Genomic DNA, 15740 nt, shown 5'->3' with positions numbered 1-15740 from the left:
CAACTCACTTGACGAGACCCACAAGAAAACCCCCGATGGGGACACCGCCGAATCCAGGGCGAACTCTCCCGACTCGGTCACCGGCTGGGAGCCGGCACGATCCGCCGGATCCTAGGCCACGCCCGCCTGGGTCCGGCTCCCCGCGGTGCCGACACCTCGTGGCGGACCTTCCTGCGCACCCAGATCCAGGGCCTGCTCGCCGTGGACTTCTTTCACATCGACACCATCGGCCTGCACAGGCTCTACGTGCTGTTCGTGCTTGAAGTCCATACCAGGCGAGTGCACATCCTCGGCGTCACCACACACCCGACCGCCGCATGGACCATCCAGCAGGCGCGCAATCTGGTGATGGACCTGGGAGAGCGGATCGCGTCGTTTCGGTTCGTCGTCCGCGACCGGGACACGAAATTCACCGCCAGGTTCGACGCTGTGTTCGCCAGTGAGGGGATCAACAGCGTGAAGATTCCCCTGCGGACGCCTCGCGCGAACTGCTACGCGGAGCGATTCGTGCGCAGCGTCCGCGCGGAGTGCACCGACCAGATGCTGATCTACAACGAACGGCACGCCGCCGCCGTCCTCGAAGAGTACGCCCGGCATTTCAACGACCACCGGCCACACCAAGGCCTCAACCAACAGCCACCAAACCACGATCCAGCCAGCGCCATCCCGCTGAACGTTCCGATCACACGCCGAAAGGTCCTCGGCGGCGTGATCAACGAGTACCGGCGAGCTGCCTGACCTGACCAGCGAAACACCTGGTCACCGCCTACGCATCGACTTTTGGCACGGTACACCTCAAGGAAACCCCACACCGCCACTGGCTGGGCCCACCCAAGACCCCGGCCAGCGCCCGCACCATCACCCTGCCCGCCTTCCTGACCCAACTGCTCAAACACCACCTCGACACCCACGACAGTCCCATCGTGTTCCCCAACAACACCAACGGGTTCCTGTGGCGCCGCAACTGGTGCCCCCGTGCCTTCAACACCGCCTTCGACGGCAACCTCGACATCGCCAACCCGACCGTCCGCGCCCACCCCATCCGGCCCGGACTGACCTTCCACGAACTCCGCCACAGCCACAAAATCTGGCTCATCGCCGCAGGCATCCCCGAAATCGCCCAAGCCCGCCGGCTCGGTCACCGCATGGACAAACGCGTCGCCGAGGTCTACAGCCACGTCGCCGACGAAGTCGAAACCCAGCTCCAAACCGCCCTCAAACAGGCATGGCTCCACGCCCGCCACACCCTCGCCGACCACCCCGAAACCCCACCCGTCACACCCCGCGACGGACTCATCCGACGACAACTCCCGTGAACCCCGCAGCGACCGTCAAGTGCTCCGGCACACCGTGAACTGACAGACACCCGCAGTGACCAGCACCAACGGCAGTCACCGCCCCGCGCACCGCGATCGAATATGGGGCGAGGTGCCCCATGCCCCACCCCACAAACGATCAACACCACTCTCTATGGCGATCACTGAAGATCACGAACTGCACACAGAAAAGCCGGTTGGCCTGGGCTAATGCCCAGGCCAACCGGCTTTCCCAGACCGTCGGGACGACAGGATTCGAACCTGCGACCCCTTGACCCCCAGTCAAGTGCGCTACCAAGCTGCGCCACGTCCCGGCCACACCCGGTGAGGAGTGCGCGATCAGCTTAGCGCATCCTCACCGGGCCCCCGACACAGGCCCCCCTCAACCGGAAGGCGCCGGGCGGCGCCCAACGGGGGCTCGGCTGGCGAGCCCCCGCCCTCCCCTTCGACCGGGCGACCGCTCCCCATGAGGTGTGCCCGTCGATGCGCTCACTATGCGTGCGCTATATCCGGCTCACTACCGCCGAAAGTCGAGTCATCGCCATCCACTTTCGACTGACGTAGGGGGTTGGGGACCATGGGGCCTGACAGTGACAGGGAGGTGGCGGCGGGCAGGGACGGGCCGGCTGGCAGCGCGGCGCGAACGGCGAAGCCGCCATCCGCACTTTGTTCCGTGTGCAGGCTGCCGCCCACCATGCGGACCCGCTCGGAGAGGCCGTGTAGGCCGGCTCCGCCACGTTCGGGGTTGGGAGCGCCCGGCTGCGGGGACGGGTCGTTCACGACCGACACCGTCAGCCTGCCGCCCTGGTGCTCGAGGCAGACCCGCACGGCCGCGCCGGGGGCGTGCTTGGTGACGTTGGTCAGCGCCTCCTGCACCACGCGATACACCGCTCGGTCGATCGCCGGGGTCAGGTCAGCGCCTACCGGGGTTCGGTCGGTCAGGCGGACGGCGAGGCCCGCGGCTCTCGCCCGCTCGACCAGGGCGGGGAGGTCGCTCACGCCCTGCGCCTGGCGCCTCGGGCCGGTGAGGATCCCCAGCGCCGCGCGCATCTCGGCAAGCGACTCCTTGGCGAGCGCGCGCAGGCGCTGCGCCGTCTCCTTGGTGCGCTCCTCGGCCGTTGTCGCGGCCAGGGCCGCCGACTCGACGGCGATGAGGGTGGTGTGGTGCCCCACCGCGTCATGGATCTCCCTGGCGATCCTGGCGCGCTCGGCCGCCCTCGCGCTGTCCTCCAGCGCCGCCAACTCACCCTCGCGCGCCCTGCGCACCTCGGCGAGGCTCGCGGTCAGCTCCTGACGCACCCGCACCAGCGTGCCCACCGCCGCAGGCGCACCGGCCATGAGCAGGGAGAACAACACCGTCAGCACGGCGCTGGTCCAGATCATGTGCTGGCTGATGATCACGGGGAGCACGGCCGCCGCGGTCACCGCAACAACCCAGCAGGCGACCGTGACGGTGCTGCGAGAGGTCCGGCCCACTCGGTACTGCGCGACGATCGTCGCCGGCCAGCCCAGTCCACCGGTGAGCGCGGGGAGGCACAGCAGGACGCCCAGCCACGGCCAGCGCAGACGGAGCGGCAACGCCAGGCAGGCGACGACGGCCGCGGGCACCGAGTACTGGTACGTGCCGTACGGGGCCATCAGCACGGCGGCCAGCGGGATGGCGACGGCCAGCACCTCGAGGCCGAGCACCCGCGCCCAGCGCGGCAGCTCGATCACCGGGACTCACCTGCGAAGCGGTGTGCCGGGGGATCGCGGTGTGCTGCGGGATCGTTGGGTGCCGTCGGATTGCGGTGTGCGGCCGGGTCGTTGGGTGCCGCGGCGTCGTTGGGGGCTGCGGGTGGCCGGGGCGTGGTGATTCTGGGGATGGTCTTGAGCCTGCTCATAGCGACTCCCCACCGACGCGCTGCGCGACCAATGCCGCCTGCACCCTGTTCTCCACGCCGAGCTTGGCCAGCAGCGTGGAGACGTAGCTCTTCACGGTAGCCTCGGTCAGCCCGAGCTTCGCGGCGATCGCGCCGTTCGAGCTGCCGTCCGCCAGCAGGTCAAGGACCTGGCGTTCGCGGGCGCTGAGCACTCTCAGCTGCTGGCTCGCCCGGAGGCCGTCGCCCGCGTCGCGCAGGCGCGGCAGCAGACGTGCGGTGATCCTCGGGTCGAGGACGGCGCCCCCGGCCGCCAGGTCGAGCACGGCCCGCACCAGCACCTCGGGCTCGGCGTCCTTGAGCAGGAAGCCCTGCGCGCCGAGGTCCAGCGCCGCCGCCACGTAGTCGTCCAGGTCGAACGTGGTGAGGATCGCGGCGACCGGCGGGTTCGGCTGCGCCCGCAGCCGACGCAGCGCCTGAAGGCCGTCCACGCCGGGCATCTGCACGTCGATCAGCACGACGTCCGGCCGGTGCCGCGCCACGGCCGACAGCAGCTGCTCGCCGTCGGCCGCCTCGGCGACCACGCGGACCCGGTCCCCGGACTCCAGCAGCACCCGGAGTCCGCGTCGCAACAGGGGCTCGTCGTCGGCGAGCACCACCCGCACCGGTCCCCGGGCAGCCGCACCGTCCACCCCGTGACCTCCCATGCGACTGGAGCCTAGACCGCACTGTGACGTGCGCCATCCGACCGCGTAGGCCCGGACCGGCTCAGCCCTTCTTCTGGGCCCGCTTCTCCCGCACCCTGACGGAGATCCGCACGGGGCTGCCGGTGAAGCCGAACTCCTCGCGGAACTTGCGCTCGATGAACCGCCGGTAGCTCGCCTCGAGGAACCCGGTGGTGAACAGCACGATCGTCGGCGGCCTCGTCGCGGCCTGCGTGGCGAACAGCACCTTGGGCTGCTTGCCGCTGCGCACCGGCGGCGGGGTGGCCGCGATCAGGTCGGACAGCCAGGCGTTGAGCTGGCCGGTCGGCACCCGCTGGTCCCAGGACGCCAACGCGGTGCGCAGCGCGGGCGCCAGCTTGCGGACGGCGCGTCCGGTCAGCGCGGAGACGTTGATCTTCTCCGCCCACGGCACCCTGACCAGGCCCCGCTCCAGCTCCCTGACCAGCTCGTGCCGCCGGTCCTCGTCGACCAGGTCCCACTTGTTGAAGGCCAGCACGCAGGCGCGACCCGACTCGACGACCATGGTCAGCACCCGCAGGTCCTGCTCGCTGATCGTCTCGCTGGCGTCCAGCAGCACGACGGCGACCTCGGCCGACTCGATGGCGGCCTTGGTGCGCAGCGACGCGTAGTACTCGGTGCCGCTGGCGGTGTTGACCCGCTTGCGCAGCCCGGCGGTGTCGACGAACCGCCACACCTCGTCGTCCAGCTCGACCAGCGAGTCGACCGGGTCGACGGTGGTGCCGGCCACGGAGTCGACCACGGCGCGGTTCTCGCCGGTCAGCCGGTTGAGCAGGCTGGACTTGCCGACGTTCGGCTTGCCGACGAGCGCGACCCTGCGCGGGCCGCCCGCCGCGCCGAAGGTGTCCTTCGGCGTCTCGGGCAGCGCCTCGAGGATGGCGTCGAGCACGTCGCCCGACCCGCGCCCGTGCAGGCCGCTGACGGGCATGGGCTCGCCGAGGCCAAGCGACCACAGCGACGCCGTGTCGGCGAGCAGGCGATCGTCGTCGACCTTGTTCGCGACCAGCAGCACCGGCCGGTCGGAGCGGCGCAGCACCCGCGCGACGGCCTCGTCGGTGGTGGTCGCGCCGACGGTGGCGTCGACGACCACGAGGACCACGTCCGCGGTCTTCATGGCCAGCTCGGCCTGGGCCGCGACGGACGCCTGGAGGCCGGTCGCGTCGGGCTCCCAACCACCGGTGTCGACCACGGTGAACTTGCGGCCGTTCCACAGCGCGTCGTAGGCCACCCGGTCCCTGGTCACGCCGGGAACGTCCTGCACGACGGCTTCTCTGCGCCCGAGGATGCGGTTCACCAGGGTCGACTTGCCCACGTTGGGGCGGCCGACGACCGCGAGCACGGGCTGGGGCGGCGCGCCGCCACCGTCGCCGTCCTCGGCACCGTCGCCGTCGAACTGCGACCAGTCGGACTCGTCGGCCCACGTGCCGTCGAAGTCGTCACTCACGCTGTTGTCTCCTCGCTTCGCTCGTCGCCTTGGCGAGCGAGCACTGCGGTGTCGGTCGAGCTCACTTGGCTCCGCCGACCCCGTTGTCATCGGAAAGATCATGGTTGGGAGGCGTCGCGCGGCCGCCGCGCAGGTCGTCCAGCTCGGCGACGACGGCCGCCAGCCGGACCCTGACCAGCTCGGTCGCGGCGTTCAGCGCCTGTCTGCCCCTGCCGTCCGGCAGGGCGAACGGCTCGCCGATCAGCACGTCGACCACCGGCAGGAAACGCCTGCGTGCGCCTTCGGGGCGCAGCGTGCCTCGGCAGGCCACCGGCAGCACGAGCGCGCCGGAGGACCTGGCCAGCCAGGCGGCGCCGTGCTGGGCGTTCGCCACGTCGCCGTCGCCCCTGGTGCCCTCGGGGAACACGCCGACCACGCCGCCAGCGCGGAGCACCCGAACGGCCGCCAGCAGCGGCGTGCGGTCGGGCTCGCCCCTGCGCACCGGCAGCTGGCCGATCTTGCGCAGGAACCAGCCGACCGGCCTGACCTTGAACATCTCCTGCTTGATCAGGAAGACCGTGCGGCGGGGCAGCTGGCCGAACAGGATCGGGCCGTCGGCCATGGAGCTGTGGTTGGCCACCATCACGATCGGGCCGGTGCTCGGCACGCGATCCTTGCCGTGCACCCGCACCCGGAACGGCAGCCGGAACGGGCGTCGCCCGATCCAGCGACCGAAGTCGTGCATGGGCCGCCAGGCGCCGTCGGGCAGCTGACCGTCGTTCACGCGGTCCCCCGTCCCGCCTGCTCCGGCTGCACCAGCAGGCCGCGTCGCTCGGCCAGGTCGAGCAGCAGCGTGAGGACCTCGGCCACGTCCAGGTCGGTGGTGTCCAGCTCGACGGCGTCCTCGGCGCGGCGCAGCGGGGACACGGCCCTGGTGGAGTCCAGCCGGTCCCTGCGCTCGACGTCGGCGAGGGTCGCGTCGACGGTCGCGGTTCGGCCTGCCGCGACGTCCTGCCGGGACCGGCGCTGCGCCCTGGCCTCGGCGGAGGCAGTCAGATAGACCTTCAGGCCCGCGTCGGGCGCGACGACCGTGCCGATGTCGCGGCCCTCGACGACGATGCCGCCGCCGGCCAGCGCCTCGGCGATGATCCTGCGCTGCTCGGCCACGAGCTGCGCGCGGACCTCGGGGACGGCCGAGACGGCGGACACGGCGAGGGTGACGTCCTGGCCGCGGATCGCGGCGGCGACGTCCTCGCCGTCCAGCGCGGTGCTCGGGCGCGCCGGATCCGTGCCAAGCACCAGCCGGGACGCGGCGGCGACCCTGGTCACGGCGGCCGCGTCGGCCGGGTCGACACCCGCGCGCAGGACGGCGACGGTCACGGCGCGGTACATCGAGCCGGTGTCGAGGTAGCAGGCGCCCAGCGAGCTGGCCAGCCGGCGCGCGACGGTGGACTTGCCCGTGCCGGACGGCCCGTCAAGAGCCACCACACCACGCAGCTCACCCTGTCCCACCGTGTTGCCTCCCTAGCCGTGCGGAATGAGCCCGTGCCGAACTCGACCCGCGCGGCCTCCTATTCTGCCTGGTGCGGCGGGGAGCGCAGCGCCACGGTCGGTGTGACCTCGTCGGAGCCGTGGTGATCAGTGGTTCAGGTCGGTGCGCAGCCCGGCCGCGCCGCGCAGGTACACGTGCTTGACCTCCGCCCGGGCCAGGTCGGTCTCCACGTGCGCGAGCAGCCGGATCACCCTGGGCATCGCGCCGGGCACGGCGATCTCGGTGGCCGACAGCAGCGGCACGTCGGCCAGGCCGGCCATGCGCGCCGCGTAGGCCGGGAACTCGCACACCAGGTCCGGCGTCGCGGTCAGGACGACCGATATCAGCTCGTCGGCGGTCAGGTCGTTGCGCGCGAGCACCTCGCCGACCAGCTCCGCGGTGGCCGCCAGCAGCTGCTCCCGCTCGTCGGCGTCGACCTGCGTCGCGCCCCGAATCGCTCGTACCGCCATGGACCCGACTTTACGGGTGGCTCAGGTCCGCCAGCAGCAGGCCGCTACGCGGTTTGGGGGTGAAGTAGGTGCTCTTGCGCGGCATCCGCCTGCCCTCGGCGTGCACGGCGAGCACGTCGGCGAACGGCACCGGCGCGATCAGCAGCAGCGCGTCGACTCCGGCCGCCAGCCTGGGATGGCCGGGGGTCGGGCGCACCAGCGGACCCTCGGGGTCGAGGTCGAGCGCCTTCTCCAGCAGCAGCCGCTCGACCACGGCGTGGTCGATGCGCGGGGCGGGCTCGTCGGGGTCGGGCGGCGGCAGCTCGACCCGCAGCACGCTGTCGCCGCTGAGCACCGTCACCGAACCGGGTTCGGTCGGTGCGACCGGGTCGGCGCCCTCGTGCACGGTCAGGCCGACCCGCTGCCAGGCCGACACCAGGTCGGCCGCGCGCAGGCCGGTGCCGACCAGGGCGCGGTGGATCGGGCCGATCCGCAGGTCGGGCCCCGCCGCGACGAGTGCGAGCAGCCCGTCGAGTCCGGCGGCGGCCGCGGCGGCCACCCGGTGGTTGCCGTCGGCCACGAGCAGCGGGTGCCGGCCTGCGGCGGCCAGCAGCTCGTCGCGGCGCGCGCCGGGGCCGAGCAGCCACATGCGGTGCCGGCGGCCCGCCGAGTCGCGGGTGTCGACGGCGGGTTCGCCGAGGTCGGCGGTGGCGGCCTGGACCAGCTCGGTGAGCCGTTCCCCCTCGGCGACCGGCACCAGCAGCGCCGCGCTGGTCGCGCAGCCGAGGCCCGCGAGCACCTCGGCGCGCTCGGCCACGACGGTCGGGTAGACCTGCTCGCTGTGCCGGACGCGGCTGAGGCCCTCGGCGTCGACCGCGGCGGGATCGACCATGCAGAGCAGCCCGCAGGCCGAGCCGCCCTCGCCGTCCACCTGGTAGGGCGCGACGACGTCGAACACGGGCCGGTAGGCGGCGCGGCGCAGCTCGTCGAGCGCGGCGCGGGCCGCCGGCAGCGCCGCGACCAGCCCGAGCCCGGCAGTCAACGAGGCAGGCGTGCGGTGCGGGTGCTGGACGGCCAGCAGCGTGCCCTCGGCAGCGCCGGGCACGGCAAGCGCCGTGGCGACCCGATCGGGCTCGGCGAACTCGTCGACGTCAGGCCCAGGCACGAGGTCGCGGACCACCCAGGCGTGGTGCAAGGCGCGTAGCCAACCAGTCACTCCCCGATCCTGCCCGCCTGACCCGCCGCACGGAGCGGCATTGGCACAATCGACCGAATTACCCAGGTTAGATTGGGGGAGTGAACGTCGAGGTGACGCCGCTTCCGGGGATCGGCACCCGTCAGGACTTCGTGATCCGCTCGGGTCGCCGAGTCGGCGTGATCACCTACCGGGACGGCAAGTTCGAGCTGATCGTGTCCAAGGACGACGACCCGGACGCGTGCTCGGCGTCGATACCGCTCACGCCGGACGAGGCCAGTACGCTCGCCGGGTTGCTCGGCGCGCCGCACCTGGTCGCCCAGCTCGGCAGGCAGCACCGCGACGTCACCGGCGTCGACACCCAGCAGATCCCCGTCGTGCCGGGCTCCGCGTTCGACGGCAGGACGCTCGGCGACACCGCCCTGCGCACCCGCACCGGCTCGTCGGTCGTCGCGGTGGTGCGCGCCGGCACCGTGCACCCGTCGCCGCGGCCGGAGTTCACCTTCGCCGGGGGCGACGTCGTGGTCGTTGTCGGCACGTCCGACGGGCTGGCCGCGGCCACCGACATCCTGGCCAGCGGCTGACCGACGTGCACGACACAACGATCTCCCTCATCGAACTGGGGGCGGTGTTCTTCGGCCTTGGCCTGCTCGGCAGGCTGGCGTGGCGCATCGGCATCTCGCCCATTCCGCTCTACCTGATCGGCGGCCTGACCTTCGGCCACGGCGGGCTCGTCCCGCTCGGTGGCATCGACGCCTTCACCGAACTCGCCAGCGAGATCGGGGTGGTGCTGCTCCTGCTGTTGCTCGGCCTGGAGTACTCCGCCAACGAGCTGGTGACCGGCCTGCGCAGGTCGTGGATGGCCGGGGTCGTGGACATCGTGCTCAACGCGGCCCCCGGCGCGATCGCGGGGCTGCTGCTCGGCTGGGGCCCGGTCGGCGCGCTGGCGATGGCCGGGGTCACCTACATCTCCTCGTCGGGGATCATCGCGAAGGTGCTCGGCGACCTCGGCCGCCTGGGCAACCGGGAGACGCCGGTGGTGCTGGCCGTGCTGGTCTTCGAGGACCTGGCGATGGCGGTGTACCTGCCGATCCTGACCGCGCTGCTGGCCGGCATGACGTTCCTCGGCGGGCTGACGGCCGTTGGCATCTCGCTCGCGGCGATCACCGTGGTGTTGGTGATCGCGCTCAAGTTCGGCCGGTACGTCTCGGCCGTGGTGGACAGCCCCGACCCCGAGGTGTTCCTGCTCAAGGTGTTGGGCGCGGCGCTGCTGGTGGCCGGCGTCGCCTCGCAGTTGCAGGTGTCGGCCGCGGTCGGCGCGTTCCTGCTCGGCATCGCGATCTCCGGCTCGACGGCGGAGAACGCGACCAGGATGCTCGAACCGCTGCGGGACCTGTTCGCCGCCGTGTTCTTCGTGGTGTTCGGCCTGAACACCGACCCGTCCGCGATCCCGCCCGTGCTCGGCATCGCCGTGGCGCTCGCGGTGATCACCACGCTGACGAAGGTCGCGACGGGCTGGTGGGCCGCGCGGCGCCAAGGCATCGCGCCGCTCGGCCGGGCGCGGGCCGGTGCCGCGCTGGTGGCCAGGGGCGAGTTCTCCATCGTCATCGCGGGCCTGACCGTGGCCTCCGGTGCCGTCGACGGGCAGCTCGCCGCGCTGGCCACCGCGTATGTGCTGCTGATGGCCGTGCTTGGGCCGGTGGCCGCGCGGGTGGTTGAGCCGCTGGCGAAGGCCGTCCGCCGACGCCGCCCAGCCGCCGCCTGAGCCGGGCCCGACGGAACTCGCGGAATGTAGCGCGGCGGCGGGGGCGGCCGGACCTCAGTCGTCAAGCGTCGACGGCACAGGGGATCCGTCTGGGCTGGTTGTTCGCGGAGGTTGTTGGACGCAGCATCGCCGGGTGCAGAGTGGTCGCCGGGCCCGGTCGGTAGAGCGCGGCAGGTCGGCCGCCCTGTCCGGTGGCCTGTTCTCCGGTCGCAACAAGGAAACCGGCCGTGCCGGTGACCTTGCGGTGGAAGTTGCGCTGGTCGAGCGTCTCGCCCCAGACGGTCTCGTAGACCTGGCGCAGGTCGGTGACGGTGAATTCCGGCGGGCAGAAGCTGGTGGCGAGCGTGGTGTACTCCAGCTTGCTTCTGACCCGTTCGACGGCGTCGGCGACGATTCGTTTGTGGTCGAAGGCCAGCCTGGTGTCGTGGTCGAGAGCTGCCTGGACAGGAACCCAGGCTGCGGTCTGTGCGTCGCCGCCGGCCTCGGGCGTGGGGAGATCTGGGACGAACGCCACGTAGCAGACGGTCACCACGCGGCTGCGTGGATCGCGGTCAGGGGCGCCGTAGGCGCGTAGCTGTTCCAGGTACAGCCGGCTGATGTCCAGACCGGTTTCCTCTGCTAGCTCACGTTCTGCGGCGGCATCCAGATCCTCCTGGTCGTTGGCGAGGAACCCGCCAGGGAGTGCCCGTTGTCCCCGCCACGGATCGACTCCACGTTCCACGAGCAGGATCTGTAGCGCGTTGTTGCGGACGGTGAGAACCGCGAGGTCGACGGCGAGGGCGATCCTGGGTATCTGCCAGGTGCTGTCAGTCATGGCTGTCGCTTTCCGTGCGCGTGCTCTGACCTGCGGCGACGGTGATGGTCCGCCGCCCGCATGGTAGCCACGTCGGTCGTCAGATACTATTTACGTCAGGTTGACGTAAATAGTATCCGTGGGCTAGCGTCCTCGCGCAGCGGCCAGCAACTCGCCGCCAGGCTCAAGTTCCACACGACGCGCGGCGGGTTCCGCCGCGACGAGCTTGATCAGCATGTTTCCAACCGGAGCCGGTCGGCGGCTCCTGGCACGGCAAGGACCCGTATCCGCAGAACGGATCGTGCTGGAGTGAAACGATGATCGTGATCTTGACGGCGCTCGCCATCGAACAGGACGCGGTGCTGGAGCACCTGGTTGACGTCCACAGTCATGAACACTCTTCGGGCACTATTTTTGAGGTGGGGACCATTGTTGGGCATCCGCGGCATCGGGTGGCGGTGGGGATCACCGGCCCGGGCACCACGACTGCGGCGGCCCTGACTGAACGAGCCAAGGCCGAGTTCTCGCCGTCAGCAATGATGTTCGTCGGTGTCGCCGGCGGTCTTCGCGAGTGGCTCAAGATCGGCGATGTGGTCGTAGCGACCAAGATCTATTCCTACCAGGGTGGACGCAGCGAGGGCGACGAATTCCTGGTCAGGCCGAGGGCCTGGGACGCGTCGCACCGGATTGACCAGGCGGCTCGGCGGCTCTCCCGACGCGATGCCTGGCACGAGTTTCTGCCAGAGGACGCCAGGGACTCGGAACCCGCAGTGCACTTCGATCCGATCGCGGTCGCTGACGTGGTGCTCAACTCGACGACCTCGGACCTCGCGCGCCGACTTCGGCAGTCCTACAACGACGCTGTCGCGGTGGAGATGGAGGGTTCGGGATTTGCCCACGCCGCGGCCCTGAGCGATCAACTTCCAGCGGTGGTGGTGCGCGGTATTAGCGATCATGCCGACGGCACCAAGGAAATCACCGACGGCGAGGGCGGCCAACGCGTCGCGGCCCGCAACGTCGCGGCGTTCGCCGTGGCACTCGCTGCTGCACTGAAGCCGGTCGACGACCCGGAGCCGGAGGCGCCAGCCTCATCGACGCCCGCGTCGCAGGTGATCCACAACCGGAACATCGCGCGCGACAACGCTCATGTGGGCAACCAGGTCGGTGTCAACTTCGGCGCCCTCAGCCCACGGGGGAAACGGCAGTGACCGCCGACGCGGGGACCGCGTCGCCCACGGCGTCAGTGGACAACCAGAACGTGGCATCCGACTCCGCTCGTGTCGATCAGCAGATCGGTGCACAGTTCGTCAGCTCGGTCCTGCACAACGCGACGATCTACAACTCCAGCCCAGGCCAATCGCCTGGTGAACGGCAGAAGGTGGCGCTCGCCCATCTCAATGGGGGCAACCCCCGGCGCGCCGAGAAACTGTTCCGCAGCCTCCTGGACCATGGTCACATCACGCCCGAACGTGTCTACTACTTCGTCCTCTCCGTGCTGAGCGGCCGCTCGTTCGTCGAGATCACCGCCGATCTCTCAGACGAGATCCACAACGCCAGGAACCTTGTGGCAGCAAGGCAACGAGACAGTTGGGGCGAGGCTCTCGGGGTCGTTCTCGCCCTCCTGCGTACGGCCCATGCGGAGTTCGACGGCGCCACCGCGAAGGAGGCAACCCTGGCGGCGGAAGACTTCGGTGCGCTCGGTGCCGACCGCCAGGACGAGATCGATGCGCACCTGGAGCTGATTCTCAATGGTGCGACCCTCGAACGACTTGACGGCAAGCGCAAGAAGGAGACCGCGAACGAACGGTTGAGCGGTCGTCGTGCCGAGCGGGCCTGGAAGTTCTTCGAGTCGGACCCGGAGCCACCGCGGAAGTACCTCACGCCTTCCGTCCGATCCGACACTGCTGACTGGAGGGCTGCCATCGTGGGCAGCGGGGCGGTGGCCCTGGCAGTCGCGAACCTCGCGCGAGGCCCGGTCGTGTTGGAAGCAGTGGCCGGAGTGCTGCTGACAGCCGTCGGCGGATATCTGGCGTTCAGATGGGCCGTCACGCGGGAGACACATTGCTTCCATGCTGCGGGCAGACACGCCGAGTTCAGCGTTCTCCCGACGCCTGTCGCTGAGGCGGAGCGCACTCAGCCTCTGCCGCAACGGTCATCGACCGATCTCGACAGACTGGTCGAACAGCGATTCCGTGCGGCGGCTGTTGCCGGGGCTGACTGGCAGGCGTACACGGCGGGATACCGCGAATACCTCAAGCGCCGATTGCAGGCTCAGTGTGGCGTGGCGGGGGTCTACCCGGGCGCGGTGAAGTGGTTGATCGACTGGCATGTCCAACAGGTAGTGGATGGCTGGACGACTGGGCGGCCGTACTACCTTGCCCCGCAACCTGCCGATGCACGGAAGGCGGCAGTTCTCCGTTTCTGTGGCCTGCTGCTCGCCGTGGTCGGACTGATCGCCATGCTGCACGCGGGCTACCTGACCGCGTTGGTGCTCGGCGCGGCGGGCTTCTGGGGCCTGCGCGGAGTCGCGCGACTGATGGCCCTCTCGCGGGCACGGACTCTGGCCGACCAGGACGCCGAGAGGTTGCTCAACGAGGAGAAGGCCGGCTACGAGTACTGGTGCGTGCAGCTCGCCGATCGCCCCACCGACACGGAGATGGGCCGGTGGTTGGCGCTGGACAAGACGTACCTCAAGGACCAGGCACTGCATCGGGCCAGCCTCCATGAACGTGACCTCGTGACGTACGTAGTTCTGGTCGAGAACGCCCCGTTCGCGCGCAGTGGCCGGGTGCCCCAGGGGCTACCTCGCTATGAGGCATACATGATGCAGGTCTTCCTGCTCACTCACTACGGCGTACGCGCATCGCGGGTGTATCTGGAGTTCGGCAGCGGAGCGGCGCGCAACGAGCGCCGCAAGATGTTTCCGTACGACGCGGTGGCATCCGCTTCGGTGACGGAGAAGGGAGCCTCCGGAGCACGTGATCCAGCCGCCGTGTCCCTGAAGAAGAGGGAGTTTCGGCTGAAGTTGGTCAACGGCGAGATGATCGCCAAGGTCAGCGAGAACTTGGCGGTCTCAAAGGACGTTGTAGTGGACGACTCGGACGACCTCGAGCGCCTGGTTGTGCAGACGTCCGGTTTCGACAGTGCACTACGGGTGCTGGAGGCAGTCGCCACCGAGGGGCGCGACTGGATCACCCGTGACAGAGAGCGCAAGCGGCGGTGGGCTCGCAACTGGAGCTGTTGAGCTGGTAGTCGCTGGACCGAGACTACGGTCGGTCATGTCAGATGTTTCCGCCGGTGCTCCGGCCGGCGTTGCGTCCGAGACGCAGCGCGGAGACGAGGAAGAAGATGCCGCCGAGCAGCGCGTAGCCGGCCAGGTTGCTTAGCGAGGCGTGAGGGGTGGCGGCCTGTAGAAGGAACGAGGTCCCGGCGAGTGTGGAGGTGGCACCGCTGGCGATCATCGCCCACTGGCCTCCGAGGTCGCGTCGCCGCAGAGCGACGATGAGCTGGACGAGGCCCGCTACGACGGCCCAGGTCCCCCACATCCGCAGGACCGCCGGAATGCCGGAGGTGACCGCGAAGGCCAGTCCGACGGCGGCGATCGTGCTGATCGCGATGTTGACGTAGAGCCCGGGAGCGGACCGGCTCGCTCGGGAGGAGCGGGCATCGACGACCGCGGCGCCCACGTCGAACAGCGGGTAGATCACGAGCAGGGTCGCGCTCACCGGCCCGATGCTCGACGCGGTCAGGAAGAGCACGACAGCCCAGATCAGAGCGAACCCGAAACGAACGACGTAGAGCCGCCGAAGCGCCAGGGCGACGGTGGCAGGGGCAGTGGTCGTGGTCATGGCGGTTCCTCAAGGTTGTCGTAGTAGAAAGACCGTTCTCTCTTGTGGCGGTAGCCTGGCACAGCTCTTCGACACGTGCAAGACCGATCGTTCTTTCTGCTACCGTGAGGTCATGGCCACACGGACGCGCCCCGCGCCTGGCAACCCGAACGGCAGCCCGTCGGAAGAGCCGGTCCGGTCCGAGGCGCGGGAGCGGCTGCTGTCCACGGCCAGCGGACTGTTCTACCGCGAAGGCATCCGGGCGGTCGGGGTCGAGCGGATCCTCGCCGAGGCACCGGCCACGCGGGCGACGTTCTACCGGCACTTCCCCTCGAAAGAAGACCTCGTGGTCGCCTATCTGCGCGGCGTCGACACCGACACGCGGGCCGGCGTACAGGCCGCCATCGAGGCCGCACCGTCCTCAGCCGACGCACTGCGCGCGATCGGGACCGCCATCGCCGACAGCCTGGCCTCGCCGGAGTTCCGCGGCTGCGCGTTCCTCAAGGCCGCCGCCGAGTACCCCGACCCCGACGACCGGGTGCGCCAGGTGATCCTCGATCACCGAACCTGGTACACGGCCACACTCACCGAACTCTTCGCGCAGGTCTTCGGAGACTCACCGCGGCGCGGCAAACCAGAGCATGCCGCCCGGCACTTCGTCATGATGCGCGACGGTGCCATGTCCGGCGCCCACCTCGACGGCGTCGACAACGTCGCCGCCGCGTTCCACCGCGGCGTCGAGGGCCTGCTCACCGTCCTTCACTGAGCACCAACGCAGCATCGGGTCCATAGCGGCTATGGCCTGCCGCCGACGGCGAGGACCGGGGCGTGCGATGCCG

At 70.2% G+C, this 15740-nt stretch carries 16 protein-coding genes and 1 tRNA gene; 7 read left to right on the top strand and 10 right to left on the bottom strand.

Features of this window, described 5'->3' with window-relative positions; genetic code table 11:
* Positions 1 to 201: 201 nt before the first annotated feature.
* On the top strand, positions 202 to 738 hold the full coding sequence (locus tag F0L68_RS12700; protein WP_223198733.1) for an integrase core domain-containing protein: 537 nt from the start codon (positions 202 to 204) through the stop codon (positions 736 to 738).
* 17 nt (positions 739 to 755) lie between these two features.
* The gene (locus F0L68_RS12695) at positions 756 to 1316 is read left to right on the top strand and encodes a tyrosine-type recombinase/integrase (RefSeq protein WP_149849718.1); all 561 of its coding nucleotides are present in this window, start codon (positions 756 to 758) and stop codon (positions 1314 to 1316) included.
* A gap of 240 nt (positions 1317 to 1556) precedes the next feature.
* Here F0L68_RS12695 and F0L68_RS12690 read toward each other — a convergent pair.
* The 8 genes from F0L68_RS12690 to F0L68_RS12655 form a co-directional block, all read right to left on the bottom strand.
* Positions 1557 to 1630: transfer RNA gene (locus F0L68_RS12690), tRNA-Pro, on the bottom strand.
* 178 nt (positions 1631 to 1808) lie between these two features.
* The gene (locus tag F0L68_RS12685; protein WP_223198732.1) at positions 1809 to 3032 is read right to left on the bottom strand and encodes a sensor histidine kinase; all 1224 of its coding nucleotides are present in this window, start codon (positions 3030 to 3032) and stop codon (positions 1809 to 1811) included.
* A gap of 163 nt (positions 3033 to 3195) precedes the next feature.
* Positions 3196 to 3882, bottom strand: coding sequence for a response regulator (locus F0L68_RS12680; protein ID WP_149849717.1), 687 nt, complete (start codon positions 3880 to 3882; stop codon positions 3196 to 3198).
* 61 nt (positions 3883 to 3943) lie between these two features.
* On the bottom strand, positions 3944 to 5362 hold the full coding sequence (gene der / locus F0L68_RS12675) for a ribosome biogenesis GTPase Der (protein WP_223198731.1): 1419 nt from the start codon (positions 5360 to 5362) through the stop codon (positions 3944 to 3946).
* Between the two features lie 61 nt (positions 5363 to 5423).
* Entirely contained in the window at positions 5424 to 6125 is a 702-nt protein-coding gene (locus F0L68_RS12670) for a lysophospholipid acyltransferase family protein (RefSeq protein WP_149849715.1), read from the bottom strand.
* Complete coding sequence (gene cmk, locus F0L68_RS12665) at positions 6122 to 6853, bottom strand: (d)CMP kinase (protein WP_149849714.1); 732 nt, start codon at positions 6851 to 6853, stop codon at positions 6122 to 6124. The genes F0L68_RS12670 and cmk overlap by 4 nt, the downstream gene beginning before the upstream one ends.
* A 126-nt stretch (positions 6854 to 6979) precedes the next feature.
* Positions 6980 to 7342, bottom strand: a complete 363-nt coding sequence (aroH, locus tag F0L68_RS12660; protein WP_149849713.1) for a chorismate mutase — start codon at positions 7340 to 7342, stop codon at positions 6980 to 6982.
* Positions 7343 to 7352: 10 nt separating this feature from the next.
* On the bottom strand, positions 7353 to 8537 hold the full coding sequence (locus tag F0L68_RS12655) for a DUF1015 family protein (protein WP_149849712.1): 1185 nt from the start codon (positions 8535 to 8537) through the stop codon (positions 7353 to 7355).
* An 80-nt stretch (positions 8538 to 8617) separates the two neighbouring features.
* Here F0L68_RS12655 and F0L68_RS12650 point away from each other — a divergent pair, with 80 nt between their 5' ends.
* Together F0L68_RS12650 and F0L68_RS12645 are read left to right on the top strand one after the other, a co-directional pair.
* On the top strand, positions 8618 to 9100 hold the full coding sequence (locus F0L68_RS12650) for a cation:proton antiporter regulatory subunit (protein WP_149849711.1): 483 nt from the start codon (positions 8618 to 8620) through the stop codon (positions 9098 to 9100).
* 5 nt (positions 9101 to 9105) lie between these two features.
* Positions 9106 to 10281, top strand: coding sequence for a cation:proton antiporter (locus F0L68_RS12645; protein WP_149849710.1), 1176 nt, complete (start codon positions 9106 to 9108; stop codon positions 10279 to 10281).
* A 61-nt stretch (positions 10282 to 10342) separates the two neighbouring features.
* Here F0L68_RS12645 and F0L68_RS12640 read toward each other — a convergent pair whose 3' ends face one another.
* Positions 10343 to 11095, bottom strand: coding sequence for an NUDIX hydrolase (locus F0L68_RS12640; protein WP_149849709.1), 753 nt, complete (start codon positions 11093 to 11095; stop codon positions 10343 to 10345).
* Between the two features lie 296 nt (positions 11096 to 11391).
* Between F0L68_RS12640 and F0L68_RS12635 the strand changes: the two genes are divergently transcribed.
* Positions 11392 to 12282: a 5'-methylthioadenosine/S-adenosylhomocysteine nucleosidase gene (locus F0L68_RS12635; RefSeq protein ID WP_149849708.1), complete on the top strand. Its 891-nt coding sequence runs from the start codon at positions 11392 to 11394 to the stop codon at positions 12280 to 12282.
* Positions 12279 to 14318 carry a hypothetical protein gene (locus tag F0L68_RS12630; RefSeq protein ID WP_149849707.1) on the top strand — a complete coding sequence of 680 codons (2040 nt, stop codon included), beginning with the start codon at positions 12279 to 12281 and terminating at the stop codon, positions 14316 to 14318. The genes F0L68_RS12635 and F0L68_RS12630 overlap by 4 nt, the downstream gene beginning before the upstream one ends.
* 37 nt (positions 14319 to 14355) lie before the next feature.
* Here F0L68_RS12630 and F0L68_RS12625 read toward each other — a convergent pair whose 3' ends face one another.
* The gene (locus tag F0L68_RS12625; protein ID WP_149849706.1) at positions 14356 to 14922 is read right to left on the bottom strand and encodes a hypothetical protein; all 567 of its coding nucleotides are present in this window, start codon (positions 14920 to 14922) and stop codon (positions 14356 to 14358) included.
* Positions 14923 to 15034: 112 nt separating this feature from the next.
* On the opposite strand from F0L68_RS12625, the gene F0L68_RS12620 reads away from it, so the two are divergent.
* Positions 15035 to 15667: a TetR/AcrR family transcriptional regulator gene (locus F0L68_RS12620; RefSeq protein ID WP_149849705.1), complete on the top strand. Its 633-nt coding sequence runs from the start codon at positions 15035 to 15037 to the stop codon at positions 15665 to 15667.
* Positions 15668 to 15740: the final 73 nt, after the last annotated feature.

Origin of the sequence: Solihabitans fulvus, from assembly GCF_008386585.1 — a bacterium.
GTDB classification, from domain to species: domain Bacteria; phylum Actinomycetota; class Actinomycetes; order Mycobacteriales; family Pseudonocardiaceae; genus Solihabitans; species Solihabitans fulvus.
The sequence above is the reverse complement of the archived record's forward strand: the minus strand, read 5'-3'. Positions and strand labels throughout refer to the sequence as shown.

Bases quoted from the DNA above. Each gene is read 5' to 3' on its own strand.
- F0L68_RS12640 (WP_149849709.1), bottom strand. From the start codon at position 11,095: ATGACTGACAGCACCTGGCAGATACCCAGGATCGCCCTCGCCGTCGAC.
- F0L68_RS12635 (WP_149849708.1), top strand. From the start codon at position 11,392: ATGATCGTGATCTTGACGGCGCTCGCCATCGAACAGGACGCGGTGCTG.
- F0L68_RS12620 (WP_149849705.1), top strand. From the start codon at position 15,035: ATGGCCACACGGACGCGCCCCGCGCCTGGCAACCCGAACGGCAGCCCG.
- F0L68_RS12625 (WP_149849706.1), bottom strand. From the start codon at position 14,922: ATGACCACGACCACTGCCCCTGCCACCGTCGCCCTGGCGCTTCGGCGG.
- aroH (WP_149849713.1), bottom strand. From the start codon at position 7,342: ATGGCGGTACGAGCGATTCGGGGCGCGACGCAGGTCGACGCCGACGAG.
- F0L68_RS12680 (WP_149849717.1), bottom strand. From the start codon at position 3,882: ATGGGAGGTCACGGGGTGGACGGTGCGGCTGCCCGGGGACCGGTGCGG.